The following is a 20,306-nucleotide window of genomic DNA, read 5'->3' as shown; positions in this document are numbered from 1 at the left end:
AAATTGGCATTGAACATAGTGCACGCTGTTGAGTTCTCAAGAATCGGACACATCCCGCCTCCACACCAGAACGGTGCTTCACAACGAAAGTGATCGAAGATGTTGTTGCTTGCGTCATACGCGTCTTCTCGGTAGACTAGGAGAAGTTTCTTTCTCCCTGTCGCCGTGGCAACTTGTATAACTTAGCACATCCGCAGGCCGTGTCAAATCCGGCTTCTTCGCTATGCCGTCACGCTCGTAGGCGCTCCGACGTTGCTCGGTTCAGGACCTGAATCCTGCGCCGGGCGGCGAAGTTGCTGGATCCGAGGGATCCTGCGAAGGCTTTACATCCGTGCGGCAGACCTGCTCCGAAGAGCTGTCTTGCCGAGTGGATGGTCCCGATTGAGGCCGGGACGTAGGAGCTGCTGCTCTTTCCGTTTCCCTGCGGCCTTTGTGGCGACTCGGAATAAGTTACGCAGCGATCGCGGTGCTGTCAAACGAGGGGCCGAAATCGCGTATCCCGGGCGTGTCGGGATCGGGGGTCCTCCCCGTCGGCGCCCCGTTCCGCGGGTGGGAACCGGGTCCGGCCCGGCTGCATCGGAGTGCGGCAGGGTTCCGCTCCCCGCGCTGCCCCGAGGAAGGACCACCCCCGGAGACGACGAGGAGCGCGCGACCCGGATCGCTCCGGTACCGCGCGCTCCTCGGGGGGATGCCGGGACTACGCCCCGATGCCGACCGCCTCGGGCGAGACGTCCGCACCGGGTGCCGACGGCGCGAGCGCCTCGGCGACGCGCTGCGAGAGCGACGAGTCGACGTTCGCCCAGTACTGGAGCACGCGCTGGCGCAGCTCCGGACGGGTGACCTTCGACACGTGGCCGGCGATGTTCGCGACCAGGCGGGCACGCGCATCGTCGTCGAGGACCTCGCGGTAGAGCGTCCCCGCCTGACCGAAGTCGTCGTCCTCCGGGTGCAGGGTCGCCGCGGCGCGGGTCAGCTCGCCGTCGGTCTCCCAGCCGGCCGACTCCGCCGCCCGGGCGGGATCGGCGTGGGCGCCGCCCATCGTGTTCGGCGCGTAGACGGGGACCTCGGACTTCTGGAAGTCGAACCGCATGGGCCCGTCCTTCGAGTACGAGTGCACCGGCGACTTCGGCGCGTTCACCGGCAGCTGCGCGTGGTTGGTCCCCACGCGGTAGCGGTGCGCGTCGGCGTAGCTGAAGATGCGCGCGAGGAGCATCTTGTCGGGGCTGGCCGCGATCCCGGGCACGAAGTTCGAGGGGGCGAACGCCGCCTGCTCGATCTGCGCGAAGTAGTTCTCGGGGTTCCGGTCGAGCGTCATGGTGCCGACCTCGATCAGCGGGTAGTCCGCGTGGGGCCAGACCTTGGTGAGGTCGAACGGGTTGAACCGGTAGCTCTTCGCGTCCTCGTACGGCATGACCTGCACGGACAGCGTCCAGGAGGGGAAGTCGCCGCGGTCGATCGCGGAGGACAGGTCGCGGATGTGGAAGTCCGCGTCCTCTCCGGCGATCTGGTCGGCCTGCTCCTGGCTGAGGATCTCGACGCCCTGGTCGGTCGTGAAGTGGTACTTGACCCAGAAGCGCTCGCCGGCCGCGTTGATCCACTGGTAGGTGTGCGAGCCGAAGCCGTCCATGTGCCGCCACGAGGAGGGGAGGCCGCGGTCGCCCATGAGCCATGTGACCTGGTGGGCCGACTCGGGCGAGAGGGTCCAGAAGTCCCACTGCATGTCGTGGTCGCGCAAGTGGCTGCCGGGCAGGCGCTTCTGCGAGCGGATGAAGTCGGGGAACTTGATGCCGTCCCGGATGAAGAAGACGGGGGTGTTGTTGCCGACGAGGTCGTAGTTGCCCTCGCTCGTGTAGAACTTCAGCGCGAAGCCGCGGGGGTCGCGCCAGGTGTCGGGCGAGCCCTGCTCGCCGGCGACCGTGGAGAAGCGCGCGAGCATCTCGGTCTCGACTCCGGGCTGGAAGAGCGCGGCACGCGTGTAGGCGCTGACGTCGGCGGTGGTGGTGAAGCGTCCGAAGGCTCCGCCGCCCTTGGCGTGGACGACCCGCTCCGGGATGCGCTCGCGGTTGAACTGGGCCAGCTTCTCGACGAGGTAGTGGTCGTGGAGCGCGAGGGGTCCGTCGGCTCCGACGCTCAGCGAGTGGTCGTCGCTCGCGACCGGTGCTCCGGAGTTCGTGGTGGTGAATCGTTCCTCGGTCATGTTCCTCCTGTCGGCGAGGGGCACGGGGCCCGCCGCTCCGGTGTAGCGGATGTCGGTCAGTGGGCCGGCGCCAGGCAGTCGGGGCAGGTGCCCCAGAACGTGACGTCGGCGGTGTCCACGGCGAAGCCGCTCGCGGTCTGCGGTTGCAGGCACGGCGCCTCCCCGACGACGCAGTCGACGTCGGCCACGGCTCCGCAGCGCCGGCACACCACGTGGTGGTGGTTGTCGCCCACCCGCAGCTCGAACCGGCGGGGGTGGCCCTCCGGCTCGATGCGGCGGACGATCCCGGCGTCGGTGAACGCCGAGAGCACTCCGTAGACGGCCTGCGCCGAGGCCTCGGGGAGGCCCGCGCGCACTCGGGCCAGGACCGCGTCGACCCCGGAGTGCGGGTGCTCCTCGAGAGCGAGGAGCACCGCGCGCCGGGTGGCGGTGACCTTGAGCCCGGAGGCTCGGAGCCGCTCGTCCACTGTCGTCATGCCGAGGACACTACCCGAGTTGTCTTGAGCGGATCAAAACAACGGGCGGCGTGGCGCGCCCGTCCCGGTGAACGGCCGGGAACGCTCCGGAGGCTCCGATCAGGCGACCGGGCCCTCGACCAGCACGACCTGGGCGGAGCGGGCGGCACCCGCGGTGTCGGTCCACGAGATCGTCACCGACTCCCCGGGCTCGCGCTGCGCGAGCGAGGCGGACAGCTGGTCGGCCGAGGCGATGCCGACGCCGTCGACAGCGGTGACGACGTCCCCCGCCTCGAGGCCCGCCTGCGCGGCCGGCCCGCCCTCGACGACTCCGCCGATCACGGCACCGGACGCGGTGGTCGCGAGCGCGCGCGAGGTCGCCGACGCGGTGCCGGAGGAGAGGGAGACGCCGAGGAAGGCCGGGTACCCGATCTCGACGGTCGCCGTGTCGGCGCCCGCCTCGATGGTGGCGACGATGTCCAGGGCCTTCGAGATCGGGATCGCGAAGCCGGTGATGTCGGTCGTGCCGCTGGAGGCGGCGGTGTCCATCCCCACGACGCGTCCGGCGGAGTCGACGAGCGGGCCGCCGGAGTCGCCCGAGACGATGTCGGCGTCCGTCTGGATCAGGCCGGTCAGCGTCTCGGCGGTGATCCCCGACTCGGAGCGGGTGGTGATCTGCTGGTCGAGAGCGGTCACCGAGCCGGACGCGACGACCAGGTCGCCCGTTCCTCCCGCGTTGCCGACGGCCGTCACGGTGTCGCCCAGGGCGACTCCGTCGGTGTCGAGCGAGGCCGGAGTGAGACCGGAGGCGTCCTCCAGCTGCAGGACGGCGACGTCGTTCGTCGCGTCGGTGCCGACGACGCGGGCGGTGTAGCTGCGCCCGGTGGACTCCACCGTGACCGAGATCGCGGTGGCGCCCTCGACGACGTGGTTGTTGGTGAGGATCATGCCGTCGGAGGTGAGGATCATGCCGGTACCGGCCGAGCGGGCACCCTGGTAGGTGAGCTCGGAGGTGATCGTGACGACGCCGGCGGTCTGCGCGGTGCTCGCGGCCACGGCGTCGGTCGCGCCGGTGGCGGGCTCGGAGGCGGAGGATCCGCCCTGCGTCGACCCGAACGGGGAGGAGCCGCCCTGCGACGATCCGCCCTGCGTCGATCCACCCCAGGAGGGGACGATCACGTATCCGCCGCCGAAGGATCCCCGCGAGCCGCCGGGGTAGACGATCGTGGTGGCGCCGGCCGAGGCCGAGGAGGCCGCCTCGGTGCGGCCGGCGGTGGCGACTCCGCCTGCCGTCACTCCGATCAGCACGGCCAGGCCGAGGCCCCCGGCGATCAGCGCCCGACGGCGACGGCGCCGGTCGTCCGCGCGCAGCGCGCGCACCTCGTCGGCGCCCGTCGCCTCCGTGGTGGCGGGCTGGTCGGTGAGCTCTCGCTCGTCGGATTCGTGTCGCTCGTTCATGATGTCGTCCTCGTGCCGGGGCCGCCCCTGACGGCGACCGGTTCCCATTCCACGCCCGGCCTCCCCGCGCTGCCTGGACACGCCTTATGCGGTTCCTATGAACGCTCGCCTCCCTGATAGTTGTAGCGTCAACCAAAAGCGGGTAGCGTCTCCGCCGTGACCACCTCCTCCCCCGACCTGCTCGCTCCCGACACCGCGATGGGCGCGGTGACCCTCCGCGTCGCCGACCTCGACGGGATGATCGCCTACTACCGCGACGCCGTGACGCTCGAGCTGCTCTCGCACGACGGCCCGGTCGCGGTGCTCGGCCGCGGCGGAGTGCCGGCCGTGATCCTCCAGCACGCGCCCGAGCTGGTGCACGCCTCGCCGCGCAGCGCCGGCCTCTTCCACACGGCGATCCTCTTCGAATCGGAGGCGGCGCTCGCCGCGGCCGTGTACAGCGTCGCGACCCGGCACCCCGGCTCCTTCACCGGCAGCTCCGACCACCTCGTCAGCAAGGCCTTCTACTTCGACGACCCCGAGCACAACGGCGTCGAGCTCTACTGGGACCGCGACCGCACCCAGTGGTCGTGGACGCACGGGCGGATCGAGATGGGCACGCTCTTCCTCGACCCGAACGCGTTCCTGCAGGAGCACCTCACCGAGGAGTCGATCGCCCAGCCGCGCCTCGGCGGCGCCTCCGTCGGCCACGTGCACCTGAGCGTGGGCGACGTCGCCACCGCGAAGGAGTTCTACGTCGACCGGCTCGGCTTCGAGACGACGATCGCGTACGGCGCTCAGGCGCTCTTCGTCTCGGCGGGCGGCTACCACCACCACATGGCGATGAACACCTGGAACTCGGCGGGCGCCGGACGCCGGCAGCAGGCCCTCGGCCTCGGACAGGTCGAGATCGTGGTGCCCGACGCCGACGACCTCGGCGCGCTCGGCGAGCGGCTGGCCCGCTCCGGAGTCGCCGCGCGCGACGACGGCCGCACCCTCGCCTTCGAGGATCCGTGGGCGAACGCGATCCGCGTCACGACCTCCTGAGCCGCCGCCGACCGCGGGGGACCCCGCGGGTACGATGAGTGACGCGGAAGACCGCACTCCCCCGACACTCCGGAGAACACGGTGCCCACGATCGTCGTTGAAGTCATGCCCAAGGCCGAGCTGCTCGACCCGCAGGGGAAGGCCGTCGCCGGCGCGCTCGCGCGGCTGGGCCACTCCGCCCTCCACGGCGTCCGGGTGGGCAAGCGCTTCGAGATCACCGTCGACGAGGTGACCGACGAGGTGCGCGCCTCGGTGCAGCGCATCGCCGACGAGATGCTCTCGAACTCGGTGATCGAGGACGTCGTCGGGATCCACTACCCGGCGGAGGCCGCCCGATGAGGATCGGCGTCATCACCTTCCCCGGCTCGCTCGACGACCGCGACGCCCAGCGCGCCGTCCGGTTCGCGGGTGCCGAGCCGGTCGCGCTCTGGCACGGCGACCACGACCTCGACGGGGTCGACGCGATCGTCCTGCCCGGCGGGTTCTCCTACGGCGACTACCTGCGCTGCGGCGCCATCGCCTCGCACTCGCCGATCATGCGCGAGGTCGTCGACGCGGCGAACGCGGGGACCCCGGTCCTCGGGATCTGCAACGGCTTCCAGATGCTGACGGAGGCGCACCTGCTGCCCGGCGGCCTGATCGCGAACGACATCGGCTCCTTCGTCTGCCGCGACCAGCGCCTGCTCGTCGCGAGCACCGAGACCGCCTGGACGAACGGCTTCGAGCCCGGCCAGGAGATCACGATCCCGCTGAAGAACGGGGAGGGCGGCTACATCGCCTCGGCCGAGACGCTGCTGGAGCTCGAGGCGGAGGGACGCGTCGTCGTGCGCTACCTCGGCCACAACCCGAACGGCTCGATGAACGACATCGCCGGCATCAGCAACCGCCGCGGCAACGTGGTCGGCCTCATGCCGCACCCGGAGCACGCCGTCGAGGAGGGCTTCGGTCCCGACACGGCCGCCGCGATGCGCTCCGGAGTCGACGGGCTGACCTTCTTCACCTCCGCGCTGCGCTCGCTGCTCGCCTCCGCCTGACACATCCGGCCCGGGTCCGCCCGGGGCACGACGAACGAGACCCCCGGCTCCAGCGGCCGGGGGTCCCGTTCGTCTCGAGCGGCCTGCGCGGCCGCCCGGCTCAGGCCGCGACGAGCTTCGCCAGGTAGGTCGCGGGCTTGAGGGACAGGCGGGGCTCCGCCTGACGGAAGGCGTGGATGGCGGCCACCTGCTTCCGGGGCTCGATCCCGCGCTCGGCGAGGACGCCACGACCCCAGTCGACCGCTGACGCGACGGCCGCGGGGGTGGTCGATGCCCCGTCTCCGAAGAGGGAGACGAGCTCCTCGGTCGGGGCGGCGTGGTCTCCGAGGAGACCGCTGAGGGGAGATGCCATGGTGAGTTCCCTTCTCTCGTCGTGAGGTGCGCGCCGGGAGGGCCGCTCCTCCATCGTCGGTGCCCACCCTCAGCGAAGTCCGGGAACGGAGAAACCGGCACGGGACGGCGAGGAACCGTGCCGACGCTTCTGCCGGGCGGGGCGGTGTCTCGGCGGACGGGCCGGCGGGTCGGACTCAGGGGCCGGTGAGGACCTCGGGCTCGGGGGTCATCGAGAGGGTGGGGATCGAGGCGGTGATCACGGTTCCGTCGGAGCGGCGGGTGCCCTCGATGTCGGACGTGGTCGGCGCGCCGTGCAGGCGGCGGCCCTGGTGGGTCAGCGTCACGCGCACCGGGCTGCCCGCCGCGACGTGCACCCGCTCGTCGCGGACGGTGATCGTCGCGGAGTCGCCGGTCTCGACGGTCAGCAGGACCTCGGTCTGCGTCACCTCGACCCGCACGCGCGTGCCGTGGAGGGTGATGCGGAAAGCGAGGCGGTCCCAGTCGTCGGGCAGGCGCGGGTCGAGCGTGATCCGCCCGCCGTGGTCCCGCATCCCGCCGAAGCCGTAGACGAGGGCGCTCCAGACGCCGCCGGTCGAAGCGACGTGGATGCCGTCGGCGGTGTTGCGGTGCAGGTCGGCCAGGTCGACGAAGAGCGCCGACAGGAAGTAGTGGCGGGCCAGGTCGCTGTAGCCGACCTCGGCGGCGATGATCGACTGCACGACGGCCGAGAGGGTCGAGTCGCCGGTGGTCAGCGCGTCGTAGTACTCGAAGTCGGCGCGCTTCTGCTCGGCGGTGAACTCGTTGCCCTGCAGCAGCAGCGCGAGCACGACGTCGGCCTGCTTGAGGACCTGGAAGCGGTAGATCACCAGCGGGTGGAAGTGCAGCAGCAGCGGGCGCTTGCTCGCCGGGGTGTTCTCGAGGTCCCACAGCTCCTTCTCGAGGAAGGCCGCGTCCTGCGGGTGGATGCCCGCCCGAGCGTCGAAGGGGATGTGCATCTTCTCGGCGGCGCGCGCCCACTCGAGCACCTCGCCCTCGTCGAGAGCGAGGCGGTCGGCCATCCGCTCGTACGCGGCGGGCTCGACGGCCTTCAGCAGCTCGACGGCGCGGGCGGCGGAGCGGAGGTTCGCCCGGGCCATGACGTTCGTGTAGAGGTTGTCGTTGACGACCGTCGTGTACTCGTCCGGCCCCGTCACTCCGTGGATGTGGAAGTGGTCGTCGCCGTTGCTGCGCCAGAAGCCCAGGTCGGCCCACATCCGAGCGGTCTCGACGAGGATGTCGATCGCCCCGCGGGCGAGGAAGTCGTCGTCGCCCGTCGCTCCCACGTACTGCATGAGCGCGTAGGAGATGTCGGCGTCGATGTGGTACTGCGCGGTGCCGGCGGCGTAGTAGGCCGACGACTCCTGCCCGTTGATGGTGCGCCAGGGGAACAGCGCGCCGCGCTGGTTGAGCTCCGAGGCGCGCGCGCGGGCCGCCTCGAGCATGTTCTGCCGGAAGCGCAGGGCGTTCCGGGCGACGAGGGGCGCCGTGTAGCTGAGGAACGGGAGGACGTAGACCTCGGTGTCCCAGAAGTAGTGGCCGCCGTAGCCGGAACCCGAGACGCCCTTGGCCGCGACTCCGCCGCCGTCGGTGCGGGCGGTGGACTGGGCGAGCTGGAAGAGGTTCCAGCGGGTCGCCTGCTGGATCGCGGGCTGGCCGTCCAGCTGCACGTCGGAGCGGGTCCAGAAGTCGTCGAGCCACTCGCGCTGCTTGACGAACTGCTCCTCGACCGGCGTCTCGCGGGCGCGGTCGAGCGTGCGGTCGCAGCGGTCGGCGAGCTCGCGCACGGGCACGCCGCGGGAGGTGTGGTAGGTCAGCGTCTTGACCAGGCGGACCGGCCGGCCGGCCTTGGCCTTCACGCGGTAGACGTGCTTGGCGAGGTCGTCGTCGATCTGGGAGGTCTGGTCCCACTCGTTCTCGGTCTCGAGCTGGTGCTCGGCGCCGCACGCGACGGTCATCTGCGAGTTGGTGGTGCGGTAGCCGAGGAGGTAGCGGGTGCCGCTGACGCGCTTCAGGCGCGGCTGGAGCACGCGGTCCTCGAACGACTCCGCCTTGCGCGGGTCGAAGCCCGCGCCCTCGCTGCCGGAGGGGGCGTGGTACTCGTCCACGCCGTCCTGGCGGTTGAGGATCTGGCTCGAGATCAGCACCGACGCGTCGTGGTCGAGCATCTCGACCTCGTAGTCGAGGATCGCGAGGTGCCGGTCGGTGAACGAGACCAGGCGGCGCGAGCGGATGAGGACGCGCTTGCCGGACGGGGTGCGCCACTCCAGCTCGCGGGTGAGCACGCCGTTCGCGAAGTCGAGGCGGCGCGAGTAGGCGAGGACGTCCGCCTCGCTCAGCACGAAGGGCTCGTCGTCGACGTAGAGGCGGATGATCTTGGCGTCCGGCACGTTGACGATGGTCTGGCCGACGCGGGCGAAGCCGAACGCCTCCTCCGCATGACGGATGGGCCAGGTCTCGTGGAACCCGTTGATGAAGGTGCCGTAGGCGTAGCCGTCGCGCCCCTCCTCCACGTTGCCGCGGAGGCCGAGGTAGCCGTTGCCGGTGGCGAAGAGCGTCTCGGTGCGGCCCTGCAGCTCGGAGGCGAACTCGGTCTCGACGAGGGCCCACTCGTCGATCGGGAAGCGGTTCCGGTCGAGCGGGTCGGAGGTGATGGGGTTCATGCGGCGTCCTCGGGGGCGGGAGCGGTGGGGAGGAAGGGGAGCAGCTCGGCCAGGTCGTCCACGACCAGGTCGGCGCCGTGCTCGAGCAGGGTGTCGGCCCCGACTCCGCGGTCGACCCCGACGACGAGGCCGAAGCCGCCCGCCCGGCCGGCCGCGACTCCGGAGTGGGCGTCCTCGAGGACGGCGCACTCGGCGGCCGGGAGGCCGAGGAGCTCGGCCGCGTAGAGGTAGGTGTCGGGCGCGGGCTTGCCGGCGATCGAGCGCTCAGCGGCGAGGAGCCCGTCCACGACGACCTCGAAGCGGTCGCGGAGGCCGGCCGCCTCGAGCACCGGCACGCCGTTGCGGGAGGAGGTGACGACGGCGACCTGCACGCCCGCGGCGATCGCGGCGTCGACGAAGCGGAGCGAGCCCGGGTAGGGAGCGACGCCCGTCTCGGCGAGGGTGCGGTTGAAGGCGTCGTTCTTGCGGTTGCCGAGCCCGCAGACGGTCTCGAGCGACGGGTCGTCCTCGGGCGTGCCCTCGGGGAGGGTGATGCCGCGCGAGGCGAGGAGCGCCCGGACGCCGTCGTAGCGCGGGCGTCCGTCGATGTGGCGGAAGTAGTCGGCGACCGTGTAGCCCTCGGCGACGCCGCGCGAGGAGAGGTACTCGGTGAACAGCCGCGACCAGGCCTGCATGTGGACGTCGGCGGTCGGCGTGAGCACGCCGTCGAGGTCGAACAGGAGCGCGCGGACATCGCGGAGGGCGGAGGCGTCGAGGCGCGTCGGGGATGCAGTCACGGCGGGGAGGACCTCTGATCGGGGGCAGGCGTTCGGCGGTTCCGCCGATGACGGTCGTCCGCCGCGGACTGCAGGTATCGTATACGCCCCCCGGCCGCCGTGTGGAACCGTTTACACGTCCGTCATCTGCGCGCCGCCGGGGGCGTCGATCCGCTCGGGGGCGAGGCGGTGCCGCCCGAGGGGGAGCATGAGCGGAGTGCCCGAGGTCGGGTCGGTGATGATGCGGCTGTCGAGGCCGAAGACGGCGAGCACCGTCTCCTCGGTGAGCACCGCGGCCGGGGTGCCGGAGGCGTGCACCGCGCCGTGCGCGATCGCCACGAGGTGGTCGGCGTAGCGGGCGGCCAGGTTGAGGTCGTGCAGGACCATCACCACCGTCGTCCCGCGGGTGCGGTTGAGGTCGACGAGCAGGTCGAGAACCTCGATCTGGTGGCTGACGTCGAGGAAGGTGGTCGGCTCGTCCAGCAGCAGCACGTCCGTCTCCTGCGCGAGGGCCATCGCGATCCAGACGCGCTGGCGCTGCCCGCCGCTGAGCTCGTCGACGGAGCGGTCGGCCAGGGCGGCGGTGTCCGTCGCGTCGAGCGCGGTCGCGACGGCCTCGTCGTCGTGCGCGCTCCAACGGCTCAGCATCCCCTGGTGCGGATGGCGGCCGCGGCCGACGAGATCCGCGACGGTGATGCCCTCCGGGGCGATCGGCGACTGCGGGAGGAGGCCGAGCGTGCGGGCGAGCTGCTTCGCGGGCGTCCGGTGCACGGCCCGCCCGTCGAGCAGCACGGCGCCGGAGCGGGGCGCGAGCAGGCGCGACATCGAGCGCAGGAGCGTCGACTTGCCGCAGGCGTTCGCTCCGACGATCGCGGTGATGCGGCCGGGCGGGACGACGAGGTCGAGGCCGTCGACGACCGTCCGGTCGCCGTAGCCGAGGGTGACCCCCTCGGCCGTCAGGGTGTGCGCGGTGGTCACAGTGAGCCTCCCGCTCGGTTGCTGCGGACGATGAGGTAGACGAGGTACGGCGCCCCGAGCACGCCGGTGACCACTCCGACCGGGTAGCGCAGGCCCAGCCCGAACTGCCCGACGAAGTCGGCGACGAGCACGAGGAGCGCGCCGACGAGGGCCGAGGGGATGAGGAGCGAGGCGCCGGGCCCGATCAGGCGGGCGGCGATCGGCCCGGAGAGGAAGGCCACGAAGGCGATCGGGCCGGCGGCGGCGGTCGCGAAGGCGATCAGCCCGACCGCCGCGACGATCACGACCAGGCGGGTGGCGTTCACGCGGATGCCGAGCGCGGAGGCGGTGTCGTCGCCGAGCTGGGTGGCGGAGAGGTCGCGCGAGCGGGAGAGCAGGACGGGAGTGAGGACGACGACCGCGGCGAGGACCGGCACGACCTCGCTCCAGCTCGCGCCGTTGAGGCTCCCGGTGAGCCAGCGGGACGCCTCCTGCAGGTCCCACGCGGCGGCCTGCGAGAGCACGTAGGCGGTGAGGGAGTCGAGCATCGCGGCGACCCCGATGCCGATCAGGATCAGCCGCGTGCCGGCCACTCCGCTGCGGTAGGACAGGGCGTAGACGAGCAGCGCGACCACGAGTCCCGCGACGATCGCGAGGGCCGAGACCTGCGCGGCTCCGAGCGAGAGCGTCACGATCGCGAAGGCGGCGGCAGCGCTCGCCCCGGCGCTGATCCCGATGATGTCGGGGCTGGCGAGCGGATTGCGGAGCATGGTCTGGAAGCTCACTCCGCCGAGACCGAAGCACAGGCCCACCAGCAGCGCGAGCACGGCGCGCGGGAGGCGGAGCCGTCCGACGGTGAAGCCCGCGCCGGGCACCTGCTCGCCGAGGATCACGCGCAGCACCTCGTCGGGCGAGTAGACGGTCTGGCCGACCAGCAGGGAGACGGCGAAGGCGGCCGCGATCAGGACCACGAGGACGGCGACGACGATACGGCGCCGGGCCCCGCGGCGGCGGCGGCCGGCCGCGACGGCGCGGGCGGTGGCGGAGGGCGCCTCGAGCAGCGCGGTCACAGCTCGCGCACCTTCTGGCGGCGGACGATCGCGATGAACACCGGGGCGCCGACCAGCGCGGTGACGATGCCCACGTCGATCTCGCTCGGGCGCGCGACGACGCGGCCGACGATGTCCGCCGCGATCAGGAGCACGGCGCCGGTCACCGCCGAGAACGGCAGCAGCCAGCGGTGGTCCACGCCGACGAGGAGGCGGCAGGCGTGCGGGACGACCAGGCCGACGAAGCCGATGGGCCCCGTGACCGCGGTCGTCGCTCCGCAGAGCACGACCGCGCCCAGGGCGGCACCGCCGCGCGCGAGGGCGACCCGCTCCCCCAGGCCCGCGGCGAGCTCGTCGCCCAGCGCGAGCGTGTTGAGGCTCTTGGCCGAGAGCACGCAGAGGACGAGGCCGGCCAGGAGGAAGGGGAGCACCTGCGCGATGCTCGCGGACGTCGCGCCGCCGACTCCGCCGATCTGCCAGGAGCGGATGCCGCCCGCGATGTCGGCGCGCGGCAGGACGATCGCACTGATCACCGAGACCAGCGCGGCCGAGGTGGCGGCCCCGGCCAGGGCGAGCGTGAGCGGAGTCGCACCGCCGCGCCCCAGCGAGCCGACCGTGTAGACGAAGACCGCGGCGACCGCGGCCCCGCCGATCGCGACCCAGACGTAGGCGGCGGAGCTGCTCAGCCCGAAGAAGACGATGCCCGTCACGACCGCGAGCGAGGCCCCGGTGTTCACCCCGAGGATGCCGGGGTCGGCCAGCGGATTGCGGGTCACCCCCTGCATCAGCACGCCGGCGACGCCGAGGGCCGCACCCGCGATCGCGGCGAGCACGGTGCGCGGGATGCGCTTGGCGACCGCGGCCTGCGCGAATCCGTCCGTGGACCCGCCGAACGCGGCGACCACGTCGCTCCACGCCACCTCCCGCGACCCCACCAGCACCGAGACCACGGCGGCGGCGAGCAGCACGGCCACGGCCGCGAGCAGCCAGAGGGCGCGCAGCCGCCTCGGGCGGCGCACGGCGGCGACGCCCGAGGCGGCGGGAGGAGCGGCGAGGGTCACGCGGATCGGGATCCGGCTCAGGCGGCCGGAGTGCTCTGCGCGGCCTTGGCGGCGGCCTCGTCGAGCAGGTCCAGGTAGTCGTCGAGGACCCACGAGATCGAGAGCGGCGTCGGGTTGGCGGCGGTGCCGAGCGGAGTGGAGGGCAGGCGCACGATGGCGTCGTCGGCGACCGCGGGGATCTGCGAGAGCAGCGGGTCTGCCTTGAGGGTGCTCACGAGCTCGTCGTCGCCGTAGGTGACGATCACGTCGACGTCGCTGAAGGCGTCGGCCTGCTCGGCGCTCTGCGTGAGCGAGAACGTGTCGGTCGCGGCGGAGGCGGTGGCGATGCTGCCGGGAGTGGCCATGCCGAGGTCCTCGAAGAACGCGGGGCGGGTGTCGTGCGACGTGTAGAAGCTGACCTGGCTGAGGTCGGTCGGGTCGACGTGGGTGAGGAACATCGCCGACGTGCCGGCCAGCTGCGGGTGCGCGGCGACCTTCTCCTCGATCTCGCCCTCGAGCTCGGTGATCAGGGCGGCGCCCTCGTCGGCCCTGCCCATCGCCTCGCTGTTCAGCGTGATCATGTCGCGCCAGGAGGTGCCCCAGGCGGTCTCGGGGTAGGCGACGACGGGGGCGATCCCGCTCAGGGTGTCGTAGTCCTCCTGCGTGAGGCCGGAGTAGGCGGCGAGGATGACGTCGGGGTCGGTGTCCGAGACGGCCTCGAAGTCGATGCCGTCGGTCTCGTCGAAGAGGACGGGGGTCTCGGCGCCGAGCTCGGCGAGCTTCTCGCTCACCCAGGGGAGGAGCCCGTCGCCGTCGTCGTCGCCGAAGTTGGCGGCGGCCATGCCCACGGGGACGACGCCCAGCGCGAGCGGGACCTCGTGGTTGGCCCAGTTGACGGTCGCCACGCGCTCGGGCGCCGACTCGATGGTGGTGGTGCCGAGGGCGTGCTCGATCGTGATCGGCGTGAAGCCGCTGTCGGCGGCGGCGTCGTCCCCGGCGGCCGAGCCGCTGCAGCCGGCGAGGCCGATCGTCAGCGCGGTGGCGGCGAGCAGGGCGAGGGGCGTGGTGGCGCGGGGCATGGGTCCCTTTCGAGAGGCTGTGCGGGAGGCGGCGCAGGGTCCGAGCGGACCGGCACTAAGGACAGCCTAACCAAAGAATGTGCGTGCTCTCAGTCGGGAGCTGTCCCGAACCGAGGTCAGGAGCGCCCCGGACGGCCCTTCGAGGGCACCGGGCGCATTCCGACCTCGGTTGCAGACATCAGGCCCTCGCGAGCTTCTCAACGGTGCGCAGGTTCCGGGTCGTCGTGGTGGAGCGGTAGGCGGAGCGGGCGAGGATCCTCGCGACCGGAGTGTCCGTCGAGGCGCCGCGCGGGCAGCGCCAGTAGAGGACGCCGGCGCCCCGGGCGACGAGCTCGACCGCCGGATCCGGCTCGCCGATCGCGGCCTGCGCGGCGTCGAGCGCCTCCTCGTCGGAGCCGAAGACGACGTACGGATGCGCCTCCTCGTCGATCCGCGGGAACGGGTAGGCGGCGAGCACCGCGGCGAGCGCCTCCTGCGTCACGAGCACGATCCAGGCGTCGTAGCCGAACCGCTCGGCGAGCGCCGCCTCGAGCGCGGGCTTCAGCTCGGCGGCCGGGCGGTCGGAGTCGAAGGCTGCGTTGCCGCTCGCGAGGACCGTCCGCACCCGGTCCACGCGGATCCCGGCGACCGTCTCGGCGAGCTCGGCGCTGCGGACGGTGCGGCCGTTGACGTTCACTCCGCGAAGGAGGGCGAGGAACCGGGTCATGCGGCCGACGGTAGCGTGACGGCATGGCGCGCGGAAGCGGACGACGACGACCCCGGCGGACCCTCGAGGAGGAGATCGTGCGGGCGAGCGAGCGCGGACCCGGGGCGAGGACGAGGGCGGAGGCCGTCCCTCCGTCCGGACGCCGGCTGGTGGCGCCGCCCGCCTCGGGCGCCCTGCTCCGCGTCGACGTGGACGCGCTGGTCGCGTTCGCGGCGGAGGAGGACCTGCTGATCGCGCTGGAGCGGCGGATCGGCGAGCACGCGGTGGCCGCGACCCCGGTGCTCTCGTGGTGGTCGGCGACCCCCTCGGTCCCGGGCGAGGAGGAGGAGCGCCGGCTCGACGCGCTCGTGCTGCGGACGGTGGAGCTCGGTCCGGGACCGGCCGAGGACGTGGACTCGCGGCTGCAGGAGCTGGCGCGCGCGGGCGACCTGGACGAGCTGGGAGCCGCGCTGGCGCTGCTCGCGCGGGTTCCGGATCCGCCGGCGGCGTTCCAGGATCCGGACGGGTTCCTGCGCGTGACGGTCCCGGAGTCGCCGTTCGAGCGTCGGCTCGAGGTCCTCGCGGAGGCGCAGGGCGGGCCGGGCGAGCTCCTCGTGCTGCTGCGCGACTGCGCGTTCACCGCGACGCTGCCGCGGCGGCGCGCGGCGATCGCGGCGATGAGCGGGCGGATCCGGGCGGCCGCGGACCCGGGGCGCCTCGACTCCCGGCGGCTGGACGAGCTCGCGGAGGCGGTGGACGCGGCCCTCGAGAAGCGGTGGACCGTGCTCTGACGCCGACCCTGTCTCGGGATGCGCCGGTCCGCGGTCCCGGCGCACCCGCGGCGGTGACCGTTCGCGCACCGGTTCAGCCCCCGCGCACCCCGGGTGAATAGGCTGGACGGATGCCTCTCACCGGTCTCGACCTCCGCCGCTTCCCCGCCGCCCTGAACGATGAGGGCGGTCCCGACGCCGCCACCGCCGCGTGGGCCACCGCGATCAATGCGGGCTTCCACGAGAAGGAGTTCACGCCGGACAAGCTGCGCGACTGGGCCGAGCACATGGTCGCCGATCAGCGCGTGCTCACCGCGGTCGTCGACTCCTCCGCCCCCGAGGGCCTCGACGGCGCGGGCGTGCCGGTCGGCACCTATGCGGCGTTCCCCGGAGCCCTGCAGGTGGGCGGCGGACGCGAGCTGCCGGCGCACCTGGTGTCGCAGGTGACCGTGCGGCCCACGCACCGGCGCCGCGGCATCCTGCGCGCGATGATCACCGAGGACCTGCGCCTGGCGAAGGAGGCCGGCACCCCGGTCGCCGCGCTCACGGCGAGCGAGGCCTCCATCTACCGCCGGTTCGGCTTCGGCCGCTCGGCCTTCACCCGCTCGATCCGCGTCGACACCGGGCCGCGCTTCGGCCTGCAGACCGAGCCCGCCGGCCGCGTCGAGGTCGTCGCGACGAGCTGGCTGCAGCCGCGCATCCCCGCGGTGTTCGCCGCGTTCCAGGCGTCGACCCCCGGCTCGCTGACCCGGCAGTCGCGCTACGAGGCGAACTCCGTCGGCACCGCGTCCGGCGAGACCACGCCCGGCCTCGACGTCCGCTCGGCCGTCCACCTCGACGAGGAGGGGACGCTCGACGGCTTCGTGACCTACCGCGCGGTCGGGCCCGAGGACGACAAGACCCTCGAGATCGTCGACCTCGTCGCCCCCGGCGCCGACGCCTACCTCGCACTCTGGGGCTACCTCGGTGCGGTCGACCTCGCCTCCGCGGTGACCTGGGACATGGCGCCGGTGGACGATCCGCTGACCTGGGCGCTCCGCGACGCGCGCGTGGTGCAGGTGAGCCACGTGGGAGATCTGATCTGGCTGCGGATCCTCGACGTCGCCGCCGCGTTCTCGGCCCGGCCGTGGACCGCGGACGGCTCGGTCGTGGTCGAGGTGGCCGACGGACTCGGGCTCGCCGACGGCCGCTACCGCCTCACCGCCGCGGGCGGCTCCGCCACCGTGGAGCGCACCGAGGACGAGGCCGAGCTCGCGCTGGACGTGGCCGACCTGGGCTCGCTGCTGCTGGGCTCGGTGCGGCCGTCGATCCTGGCGAAGGCCGGGCTGGCGCGCCTCACAGGCGAGGCGGGGCGGATGGACCGGCTGTTCGCACCGATCGCGACGCCGTACTGCATCTCGTTCTTCTAGGCCTGCGCGGCGCTCCCCCTCCGCTGCGAACGGTTCCTTTGAAGCGCTGCGGCTGCGCGATCTGCAGGCGGCTGTGCGATCTGCAGGCGCTGAGCGATCTGCAGGCGCTGAGCGTGCCGTCTGCAGGAGAGCGTGCGATCTGCTGGCGCTGAGCGTGCCGTCTGCAGGAGAGCGTGCGATCTGCAGGCGCTCAGCGTGCCGTCTGCAGGAGAGCCGCGCGCGATCGGGCATTCCTCCGCATGAATGACGGCTGGAGCCCGAGTTCCCCTGCAGACGGCACACTCCCCTGCGAATCGCGCACACCGCCCGTAGCGCACCCCTGCGAATCACACGGGCCACCTGCGAACCGCACGCCGCCCTGCGAATCGCGCGCGCATTCCCTGCGAACCGCACACCGCCCTGCGAACCACGCGCTCACTCCCCCTGACAACCGCGCACCCCCGGCGAACCGCACGCACACCCCCTGCGAACCGCAGACCGCCCGGCGAACCGCACGCAGACCCCTGCGAACCGCACGCGCACCGCACACCCCCCGCCCGCGCACCGCACACCCCCTGCGAACCGCACGCGCACCGCACAACCCCCTGCGAACCGCACGCCGCCCCGCGAACCGCACGCACACCCCCTGCGAACCGCACGCGCACCGCACCACCCCGCGCACCGCAGCCGCCGCGGACTGCCAGCCGCCTCCGGGCGTCCGCGCATCCCGCGTCGGTCATGCTGGAGGACCCGTCCCCGACACCGGCAGGAGTTCCGCGTGGGTGCATCCGTGATCGTCGACGTCATCGTCGTGCTGAGCCTCATCGGCGCGCTCGTCGACGGCCTGCGGCGCGGCCTGCTCCGGACCCTCGGCGGTCTCGCCGGGATCGTCGCGGGCGCGATCGGCGCCTCGTTCGCCGTGCCCGCCGTCTCGTCGTGGACGGCCGGCAGCGAGTGGCGCCTGCTCGCCGTGATCGGCACCGCCGTGCTGCTGCTGGGCGTCGGCTACGCGATCGGAGCGACGCTCGGCGCGGTCATCGGCCGGGGGGCCGACAGGGTCAAGCTCGGCCTGCTCGACCGGCTCGCGGGCGGCGTCGCCGGCGTCGCGATCTCCGGCCTGGTCTGGATCGCCGTCACCTCGGCCGTCTCCCTCCTCGGCGTCCCCCTCGTCACGACCTCGGTCGCCGGCTCGACCGTCATCCGCACGATCGACGACCTCACCCCCTCCCCCGTCCGCGCCTTCCTCGCGCAGCTGCAGTCGACGGTGGTCGACGAGGGCACCTCCTGGGTCGTCGAGGCGCTCGACGCTCCGACCCGGGCGCCCGCGATCCCGGACGTCTCGACCGACGACCCCGAGGTGGCCGCTGCCACCCGCTCGGTCGTCCGCGTCTCCGGCACGGCCTGGGCCTGCGACGTCGGAGTGACGGGCAGCGGCTTCGTCGTCTCGGACGACCGCGTGATCACCAACGCCCATGTGGTCGGCGGAGTCTCACAGCCGGTCGTCGAGGCGCCGGGCGAGGCCCCGCGCACCGGCCGTGTCGTCTACCTGGACCCGGCCGCCGACCTCGCCGTGATCGCCGTCGACGGGCTCGACGCCTCCCCGCTCCCGCTCGACGACGCCGTCGCCGCTGGGGACGGCGCCGTGGTCGCGGGCTACCCCTTCGGCGGCCCGCTGACGCTCGGCTCGGCCGAGATCTCCTCCGACGCCACGGTCTCGCTGATGGTCGACGGAGCGCCGACCTCGCGCGAGGTGCTGACCCTCGCCGCCGTCGTCAACCAGGGCAACTCGGGGGGCCCGCTGCTCTCTCTCGAGGGGACCGTGTCGGGCGTCGTCTTCGGCAAGGCCGCCTCCGTCGACAACGTCGGCTACGCCATCCCGCTCTCGGTCCTCACTCCCGTGGTCGAGCAGGCCGCGTCGCTGACGGACGCCGTGGATCCGGGGGCCTGCCGCTCGAAGTGAGCGGTCACGGGAGCGGCCCGTCGACCAGCACGAGGGTGAGGTCGTCGAGCCGCACCGTCTCGGGCCGCGCCGACTCGAGGTAGGCGGACACGCGCGGATCGACGGGGAAGCGCGCCGACCGCTCGATCGCGATGGCGACGATCCCGGCGGACGACGGATCGGTCGTCACCCGGTCGCCGATGTAGGGCACGTAGACGCCCGAGGACATGCCCTGCGCGAGGACCAGGCCGCCGTCGAGGCCGCGCTCGCGCAGCACGTCGGCCACCCGCGCGATCCCGGTCGGCCGCTCCTGGGTGATCCCCGCCGAGGTGGCGGTCGCGATCACGAGGGACGCGGCCAGCAGCACGGCGCCGGCGCCGCGGGCGAGGGGCGCGGGCAGCACGATCCCGCCGCGCAGCGCCTCCGCGATGCCGATGCCCGCCAGCGCGCAGAGCAGCCAGGCCCACGCCGCGTAGTAGTGCGGCAGCGCGACCGAGCTGATCGCCAGGTGGAACACGAGGAGGAGCAGCGTCGCGGCGCCCAGGTAGAGCACCAGCGCGCGGCGCCGCGGAGCGAGCAGGGCCAGCAGGGTCCCGAGGAGCAGCACGGCGAGCGCCGCCGGCCCGATGCCGACGAGCATGAACCACAGGTTCGCCCACCACGGCGGGAAGACGTACGCGGTCCCGGCGACCTCGATCAGGTGGCCGTCGGCGTTGTGCTCGGACTGGAACTCGAGCAGGTACCGGATCGCCTCGACCGGATGCACCGGCAGGTAGGCGAGCACCCCGGTGACGACGAACGCGACGGAGAGGGCGAGGCCGCCCCGCAGAGCCCGGGCCCTGCTCCCCGACCACAGCAGCGGCAGGAGGAGCACCGGCGCGAGGACCGCCGTGGTCAGCTTCGAGGTGACCGACAGCGCCAGCAGCGCCCCGGCCAGCGCGATCAGCCAACCGCTCCGCCTGCCCGGGGAGGCACGCGACCAGGTCCACGCCGCGGCCATCGCCGCGACGGCGAAGAGCACCATGAACGGCTCCAGGAGCGCGAGGCGGTCGATCCGCGTGCCGGCTCCCACGGCGGTGCGCGGGAGGAGGAGGAACAGGCCGGCCGGGACGAGGGCGAGCGTCGGGCCGAGCTCGCGCCGGAACCAGAGCCAGAGCACCACCCCGGTGAGGAACGCGGCCGCGCCGGCGGCGATCCTGCCCGCGAGCAGCCCCTCGCCGAGCAGCACCTGCGCGAGCCCGATCAGGTACTTCGCCGTCGGCGGATGCTCGAGGTTCGCGCTCACGTCGCCGTGCAGGTAGTCCCACCCGGCGGCGAGGTACACGGGCTCGTCCGACGAGATGTTCGCCGCTCCGAGGTTCCCGAAGCACTGGTAGAGCCCCCACAGCACGGTCCCGATCAGAGCCGCCCGCTTCACCCGCCCGATCCTAGGCGCCGGTGCC

General features: G+C 72.8%; 18 protein-coding genes. 6 read left to right on the top strand and 12 right to left on the bottom strand.

What is annotated here, in order from left to right:
- Positions 1-697: 697 nt before the first annotated feature.
- The 3 genes from C5D08_RS14165 to C5D08_RS14155 form a co-directional block, all read right to left on the bottom strand.
- Positions 698-2,197, bottom strand: coding sequence for a catalase (locus C5D08_RS14165; protein WP_104277582.1), 1,500 nt, complete (start codon positions 2,195-2,197; stop codon positions 698-700).
- A gap of 56 nt (positions 2,198-2,253) precedes the next feature.
- Positions 2,254-2,673 (bottom strand): Fur family transcriptional regulator, encoded by a 420-nt coding sequence (locus C5D08_RS14160; protein ID WP_104277581.1) that lies wholly within the window; start codon positions 2,671-2,673, stop codon positions 2,254-2,256.
- 99 nt (positions 2,674-2,772) lie between these two features.
- A complete protein-coding gene (locus tag C5D08_RS14155) occupies positions 2,773-4,110 on the bottom strand; it encodes a S1C family serine protease (protein ID WP_104277580.1) in 1,338 nt (445 codons plus the stop codon).
- Between the two features lie 198 nt (positions 4,111-4,308).
- Here C5D08_RS14155 and C5D08_RS14150 point away from each other — a divergent pair, with 198 nt between their 5' ends.
- From C5D08_RS14150 to purQ, 3 genes are all read left to right on the top strand, one after another.
- On the top strand, positions 4,309-5,136 hold the full coding sequence (locus C5D08_RS14150) for a VOC family protein (RefSeq protein ID WP_104277585.1): 828 nt from the start codon (positions 4,309-4,311) through the stop codon (positions 5,134-5,136).
- An 81-nt stretch (positions 5,137-5,217) separates the two neighbouring features.
- Entirely contained in the window at positions 5,218-5,475 is a 258-nt protein-coding gene (gene purS / locus C5D08_RS14145; RefSeq protein WP_104222736.1) for a phosphoribosylformylglycinamidine synthase subunit PurS, read from the top strand.
- Positions 5,472-6,170: a phosphoribosylformylglycinamidine synthase subunit PurQ gene (purQ, locus tag C5D08_RS14140; protein ID WP_104277579.1), complete on the top strand. Its 699-nt coding sequence runs from the start codon at positions 5,472-5,474 to the stop codon at positions 6,168-6,170. Before purS ends, purQ begins: the two co-directional genes overlap by 4 nt.
- A 100-nt stretch (positions 6,171-6,270) precedes the next feature.
- On the opposite strand, the gene C5D08_RS14135 is transcribed toward purQ, so the two are convergent.
- The 8 genes from C5D08_RS14135 to C5D08_RS14100 all read right to left on the bottom strand — a co-directional run bounded on the left by C5D08_RS14135 (position 6,271) and on the right by C5D08_RS14100 (position 14,788).
- Positions 6,271-6,522 carry a hypothetical protein gene (locus C5D08_RS14135; protein WP_104277578.1) on the bottom strand — a complete coding sequence of 84 codons (252 nt, stop codon included), beginning with the start codon at positions 6,520-6,522 and terminating at the stop codon, positions 6,271-6,273.
- A gap of 175 nt (positions 6,523-6,697) precedes the next feature.
- Positions 6,698-9,202: a glycoside hydrolase family 65 protein gene (locus tag C5D08_RS14130; protein WP_104277577.1), complete on the bottom strand. Its 2,505-nt coding sequence runs from the start codon at positions 9,200-9,202 to the stop codon at positions 6,698-6,700.
- Positions 9,199-9,978, bottom strand: coding sequence for an HAD family phosphatase (locus C5D08_RS14125; protein ID WP_104277576.1), 780 nt, complete (start codon positions 9,976-9,978; stop codon positions 9,199-9,201). Before C5D08_RS14125 ends, C5D08_RS14130 begins: the two co-directional genes overlap by 4 nt.
- 111 nt (positions 9,979-10,089) lie before the next feature.
- Positions 10,090-10,935 carry an ABC transporter ATP-binding protein gene (locus tag C5D08_RS14120; protein ID WP_104273138.1) on the bottom strand — a complete coding sequence of 282 codons (846 nt, stop codon included), beginning with the start codon at positions 10,933-10,935 and terminating at the stop codon, positions 10,090-10,092.
- Positions 10,932-11,984, bottom strand: coding sequence for an iron chelate uptake ABC transporter family permease subunit (locus C5D08_RS14115; RefSeq protein ID WP_258067414.1), 1,053 nt, complete (start codon positions 11,982-11,984; stop codon positions 10,932-10,934). Before C5D08_RS14115 ends, C5D08_RS14120 begins: the two co-directional genes overlap by 4 nt.
- Entirely contained in the window at positions 11,981-13,024 is a 1,044-nt protein-coding gene (locus C5D08_RS14110; RefSeq protein WP_104277575.1) for an iron ABC transporter permease, read from the bottom strand. Before C5D08_RS14110 ends, C5D08_RS14115 begins: the two co-directional genes overlap by 4 nt.
- A gap of 17 nt (positions 13,025-13,041) precedes the next feature.
- Positions 13,042-14,082, bottom strand: coding sequence for an iron-siderophore ABC transporter substrate-binding protein (locus tag C5D08_RS14105; protein ID WP_104277574.1), 1,041 nt, complete (start codon positions 14,080-14,082; stop codon positions 13,042-13,044).
- A 178-nt stretch (positions 14,083-14,260) separates the two neighbouring features.
- Entirely contained in the window at positions 14,261-14,788 is a 528-nt protein-coding gene (locus C5D08_RS14100; protein ID WP_104277573.1) for a DUF1697 domain-containing protein, read from the bottom strand.
- Between the two features lie 23 nt (positions 14,789-14,811).
- On the opposite strand from C5D08_RS14100, the gene C5D08_RS14095 reads away from it, so the two are divergent.
- The 3 genes from C5D08_RS14095 to C5D08_RS14085 all read left to right on the top strand — a co-directional run bounded on the left by C5D08_RS14095 (position 14,812) and on the right by C5D08_RS14085 (position 18,885).
- Positions 14,812-15,558 carry a DUF2254 family protein gene (locus C5D08_RS14095; protein ID WP_104277572.1) on the top strand — a complete coding sequence of 249 codons (747 nt, stop codon included), beginning with the start codon at positions 14,812-14,814 and terminating at the stop codon, positions 15,556-15,558.
- Between the two features lie 110 nt (positions 15,559-15,668).
- On the top strand, positions 15,669-16,946 hold the full coding sequence (locus tag C5D08_RS14090) for a GNAT family N-acetyltransferase (RefSeq protein ID WP_104277571.1): 1,278 nt from the start codon (positions 15,669-15,671) through the stop codon (positions 16,944-16,946).
- A gap of 757 nt (positions 16,947-17,703) precedes the next feature.
- On the top strand, positions 17,704-18,885 hold the full coding sequence (locus C5D08_RS14085; protein WP_258065207.1) for a MarP family serine protease: 1,182 nt from the start codon (positions 17,704-17,706) through the stop codon (positions 18,883-18,885).
- Between the two features lie 4 nt (positions 18,886-18,889).
- Here C5D08_RS14085 and C5D08_RS14080 read toward each other — a convergent pair whose 3' ends face one another.
- Positions 18,890-20,281, bottom strand: a complete 1,392-nt coding sequence (locus tag C5D08_RS14080; RefSeq protein WP_146086096.1) for a glycosyltransferase family 39 protein — start codon at positions 20,279-20,281, stop codon at positions 18,890-18,892.
- Between the last annotated feature and the right edge of the window lie 25 nt (positions 20,282-20,306).

The sequence above is a fragment of the Rathayibacter sp. AY1B6 genome, from assembly GCF_002932755.1.
Classification (GTDB): domain Bacteria; phylum Actinomycetota; class Actinomycetes; order Actinomycetales; family Microbacteriaceae; genus Rathayibacter.
Note: the sequence above shows the minus strand (reverse complement) of the source record. Positions and strands in the feature narration are given on the sequence as shown.

Bases quoted from the DNA above. Each gene is read 5' to 3' on its own strand.
- C5D08_RS14130 (WP_104277577.1), bottom strand. From the start codon at position 9,202: ATGAACCCCATCACCTCCGACCCGCTCGACCGGAACCGCTTCCCGATC.
- C5D08_RS14165 (WP_104277582.1), bottom strand. From the start codon at position 2,197: ATGACCGAGGAACGATTCACCACCACGAACTCCGGAGCACCGGTCGCG.
- purQ (WP_104277579.1), top strand. From the start codon at position 5,472: ATGAGGATCGGCGTCATCACCTTCCCCGGCTCGCTCGACGACCGCGAC.
- C5D08_RS14105 (WP_104277574.1), bottom strand. From the start codon at position 14,082: ATGCCCCGCGCCACCACGCCCCTCGCCCTGCTCGCCGCCACCGCGCTG.
- C5D08_RS14100 (WP_104277573.1), bottom strand. From the start codon at position 14,788: ATGACCCGGTTCCTCGCCCTCCTTCGCGGAGTGAACGTCAACGGCCGC.
- C5D08_RS14135 (WP_104277578.1), bottom strand. From the start codon at position 6,522: ATGGCATCTCCCCTCAGCGGTCTCCTCGGAGACCACGCCGCCCCGACC.
- C5D08_RS14150 (WP_104277585.1), top strand. From the start codon at position 4,309: ATGGGCGCGGTGACCCTCCGCGTCGCCGACCTCGACGGGATGATCGCC.
- C5D08_RS14095 (WP_104277572.1), top strand. From the start codon at position 14,812: ATGGCGCGCGGAAGCGGACGACGACGACCCCGGCGGACCCTCGAGGAG.
- C5D08_RS14155 (WP_104277580.1), bottom strand. From the start codon at position 4,110: ATGAACGAGCGACACGAATCCGACGAGCGAGAGCTCACCGACCAGCCC.
- C5D08_RS14090 (WP_104277571.1), top strand. From the start codon at position 15,669: ATGCCTCTCACCGGTCTCGACCTCCGCCGCTTCCCCGCCGCCCTGAAC.
- C5D08_RS14160 (WP_104277581.1), bottom strand. From the start codon at position 2,673: ATGACGACAGTGGACGAGCGGCTCCGAGCCTCCGGGCTCAAGGTCACC.